The following is a 3,650-nucleotide window of genomic DNA, read 5'->3' as shown; positions in this document are numbered from 1 at the left end:
CGCTCCCGCACCGCCGACGGACAGCGGCACGGACGACGGACAGCGGCGCGCGGGTGTCCGTCGCGCCGTGGCGCTGTCCGTCGAGGAGGGCCGGGCGAGGTGGGGCTCGGCGCGGGCGTCAGGTGAGCAGGTCGAGGACGAGGGTCGTCGCGATGGTCGCCATCACCGCAGCGATCACGGCGTCGAGGACGCGCCACGCGGCGGGGCGCGCGAACACGGGGCGCAGCAGCGCGGCGCCGTACCCGAGCGCGGTGAACCAGACGACGCTGCCGACGCACGCACCGGCGGCGAACCACCACCGGGCGTCCCCGTGCCCGGCGGCCACCGACCCGAGCAGCACCACGGTGTCGAGGTACACGTGCGGGTTGAGCCACGTGAGCGCGAGCGTCGTCGCGACGACCGTGCCGAGCCGCACGCGTCCGCCCGGACGCGCGCCGGTCGCCGTCGCCCCGGCCGCTCCCTCACCGCCCCGTTCAGGCACGGCCCGGCCGTCACCGGTCGCGGCCGGGAGCGCCGCGCCTGCATCGACCGCCGCCTCGGTCGCCGCCTCGGTCGCCGGGTCACCGGCCCCCACCCCGACGGCGACGAGCGAGGCACCACCGGGTGCCGCACCGGTCGCCGGGTCACCGGCCCCCGCCGCGACGGCGACGAGCGTGGCACCACGGGGTGCCGCACCGACCGCGACCGGCACCGGCTCGACCACGAGCGTCTCGCCGCCCCGCACCGCGCGCCGGGCCGCGAGCGCGCCGTAGGTGAGCAGCACCCCGGCGCCCAGCACGGTCATGACGACCGTGAGCGTGCGGCTGGCGGCGATGGTGCCGCCGACGCCCGCGGTGCCGACGACGATCAGCACGAAGTCCGACGCGGCGCACACCGCGACGACGGCGCCGACGTGCTCGCGGCGCAGCCCCTGGCGCAGCACGTGCGCGTTCTGCGCGCCGATGGCGACGATGAGCGCGAGGCCGAACCCGAGGCCGGCGAGGGCGGACGTCCACATGCGGACGACGCTAGGCACCGCTCGACCACCAGTACAGCGAAAGTTCTGCACGGACCGTTAGCGTCGCTGCATGGCCGACTGGGACCTGGGGCAGCTACGCGCGCTCGCCGCCGCGGCGGACCTCGGCACGTTCGACGCCGCCGCACGCGCGCTGCACGTGACGCCGTCGGCGGTCAGCCAGCGCATCAAGGCGCTCGAGCAGCAGGCCGGCGCGGTGCTGCTGCGCCGCGACCGGCCGGTGCGCCCGACGGCCGCGGGCGAGCCGCTCGTGCGCCTCGCGCGCCAGCTCGACGCCCTCACGGCCGACGCGACGCGCCACCTCGCGGGCGACGCGACGGCCCCGCACGTGACGCTCGCGGTGAACGGCGACTCGCTGGCCACGTGGGCGCTGCCCGCGCTCGCGCCGCTGGCCGGGAGCATCGCGCTGCGGCTGGTCCGCGAGGACCAGGAGCGGTCGGCCGACCTGCTGCGCGACGGCTCCGTGATGGGCGCGGTCACGTCGCAGGCCGTCGCGGTGCAGGGGTGCACGGTCGAGCCGCTGGGCGTCATGCGCTACCGGCCGATGGCCGCGCCCGCGTTCGTCGACCGCTGGTTCCCCGACGGCCCGCGCGCGGCCGCGCTCGCCGCTGCCCCGGTGGTCGTGTTCGACGCCGCCGACCGCCTGCAGGACCGCTGGCTGCGCCGCCACCGCGTGGACCCCGCGCGCCCGCCGCGCCACCTCGTGCCCGCGTCGGCGGACTTCGCGGCCGCGGTCCGGCTCGGGTTCGGCTGGGGCATGCTCCCGGCGCAGCAGTCCGACGCCGACGAGCGCGCCGGCCGCCTGGTGCCGCTGACCGACGACGCGGTGGACGTGCCGCTGCAGTGGCAGCAGTGGTCGCTGCGCACGGCGGCGCTCGACGCGGTCGCGGACGCGCTGCGGGCCGGGGCCCGGGCCGCACTGGCCGCGCCCGACCGACCGACCGCCTGAGCGCCCGGGCGCCCACCTCTCGACGTGGTCGTACGCGCCTCTTGTCGATGCCCCGTCGACGGAGGCGTCGACAGACCGGCCGGACCACGGTACGAGCGCCGTCACGCGGGACGCCACCACCGGGTCGACGAGCGGCGGCCGGGCCGAACCGTGCCTACGGTCACGGCATGAGCGACGACGACGTCACCACCCTGGACACCACGATCACCGAGCCCCCGCTCGACGCGGGCGAGGTCGACCACCTGCTCTTCATGCTCGAACGCTCACGCGCGACGTTCGGGTGGAAGGTCGGCGGCCTCGACGCCGCGGCGCTGCACCGCACGTTCCCGCCGTCCGCCATGACGCTCGCGGGCCTCGTCAAGCACCTCACGCTCGTCGAGGACGACGTCGTCGCGAGCCGGCTGGGCGCCGGGCCGTGGGTCGAGCCGTGGACCCGCACGACCCCGGACGACTGGCCCGGCTGGGACTGGCGCTCGGCCGCCGACGACTCCCCCGGCGACCTCTACCGCGGCTGGCAGGCAGCGGTCGCCCGCTCGCGCGAGGTGTGGGGACGCGTCACCGCCGACGGCGGCCTCGACGCCCCCGCCGGCATCGAGTGGCCCGACGGCCGCCCGAACCGCCGCCGCGTGCTGATCGACCTCAACGCCGAGTACGCGCGCCACCTCGGCCACGCCGACCTGCTCCGTGAGGCGGTCGACGGGCTCGTCGGCGAGGACCCGCCGCAGCCCTGACGCCACCGCGCCCGGTGTCGCGCCGCAGGTGTCGCGCCGCGGCGGGGCGGCGTCGGCGGTACCGTGCCGCGATGACGACCGACGGGACGCCGCCCCGGGGCACGACCGGCCTCGACACCGGCCGGTACCGGTTCACCACCGACCGCGCCGACGTCGACCGGGCGGCGGTGCACCGCTGGCTGTCCGAGCGCTCCTACTGGGCTCGCGGCCGCTCCCGCGCGGCCCAGGACGCCGCGATCGACGGGTCGCTCTGCTTTGGCGTCGTCGAGCGGGTGTCGGGGCAGCAGGTCGCGTTCGCGCGCGTCGTCACGGACGGCGCGACGTTCGCGTGGCTGTGCGACGTGTTCGTCGACGAGGAGCACCGCGGGAGCGGGGTCGGCGTCGCCCTGGTCGCCGGCACCGTCGCGCACCTCGAGGCCCTGGGCCTGCCCCGGGTCGTCCTGGCCACGGCCGACGCGCACGGGCTGTACGAGCGGTTCGGGTTCGCACCCGTCGAGCCGGGTCGGTACCTGGCGCTGCTGCGCGACCCCGCGGCTCCCACGGCCGTCGGGCCCGGGAGCGCCGACCCCGACGTCTGAGCGCGGCGGGCTCGACGCGACCGGCGCCAGCGGCAGCGGGCCCAGGCCCCGGGGCGCCGGACGCACGCCGGCAGAGCCGCGGCCGAGCCCCTGCCGAGCCCCTGCCGAGCCCGGCCCGACCGGCCGGGTCAGAGCAGCAGCGCACCGCTCGCGAACAGTCCCGGCGCGACCGCGAGCGCACCCATCCGCAAGCCCCGCCCGGCCGCGCACGCCGCGACGAACGCGCCGCTGCGCATCCGCGAGGACCCCGCGCACAGCGTGACCGCGAGCAGCGGGGGCAGACCGACGGCACCGCTCAGCACGACCACCAGCGGTGCCGCGGGCCGGCCCAGGGCATCGGCCGTCCACCGGTGCACGGGCCCGGCCCACGCGGTGGT

At 78.0% G+C, this 3,650-nt stretch carries 5 protein-coding genes; 3 read left to right on the top strand and 2 right to left on the bottom strand.

Translation table 11 applies throughout. The features are described from left to right. Positions 1-118: 118 nt before the first annotated feature. Entirely contained in the window at positions 119-997 is an 879-nt protein-coding gene (locus tag ATM99_RS15230) for a LysE/ArgO family amino acid transporter (RefSeq protein WP_062103714.1), read from the bottom strand. Positions 998-1,067: 70 nt separating this feature from the next. Between ATM99_RS15230 and ATM99_RS15225 the strand changes: the two genes are divergently transcribed. The 3 genes from ATM99_RS15225 to ATM99_RS15215 all read left to right on the top strand — a co-directional run bounded on the left by ATM99_RS15225 (position 1,068) and on the right by ATM99_RS15215 (position 3,273). Continuing rightward, positions 1,068-1,964: an ArgP/LysG family DNA-binding transcriptional regulator gene (locus tag ATM99_RS15225; protein WP_062103713.1), complete on the top strand. Its 897-nt coding sequence runs from the start codon at positions 1,068-1,070 to the stop codon at positions 1,962-1,964. 167 nt (positions 1,965-2,131) lie between these two features. Further along, positions 2,132-2,695: a DUF664 domain-containing protein gene (locus ATM99_RS15220; RefSeq protein WP_062103712.1), complete on the top strand. Its 564-nt coding sequence runs from the start codon at positions 2,132-2,134 to the stop codon at positions 2,693-2,695. Between the two features lie 71 nt (positions 2,696-2,766). Further along, the gene (locus ATM99_RS15215) at positions 2,767-3,273 is read left to right on the top strand and encodes a GNAT family N-acetyltransferase (protein ID WP_062103711.1); all 507 of its coding nucleotides are present in this window, start codon (positions 2,767-2,769) and stop codon (positions 3,271-3,273) included. A 128-nt stretch (positions 3,274-3,401) separates the two neighbouring features. On the opposite strand, the gene ATM99_RS19450 is transcribed toward ATM99_RS15215, so the two are convergent. Continuing rightward, positions 3,402-3,650: hypothetical protein (locus tag ATM99_RS19450; RefSeq protein ID WP_223305159.1), on the bottom strand; the 249-nt coding region annotated here is incomplete at its 5' end.

The sequence above is a fragment of the Cellulomonas sp. B6 genome (assembly GCF_001462455.1).
Taxonomy (GTDB): domain Bacteria; phylum Actinomycetota; class Actinomycetes; order Actinomycetales; family Cellulomonadaceae; genus Cellulomonas.
Note: the sequence above shows the minus strand (reverse complement) of the source record. Positions and strands in the feature narration are given on the sequence as shown.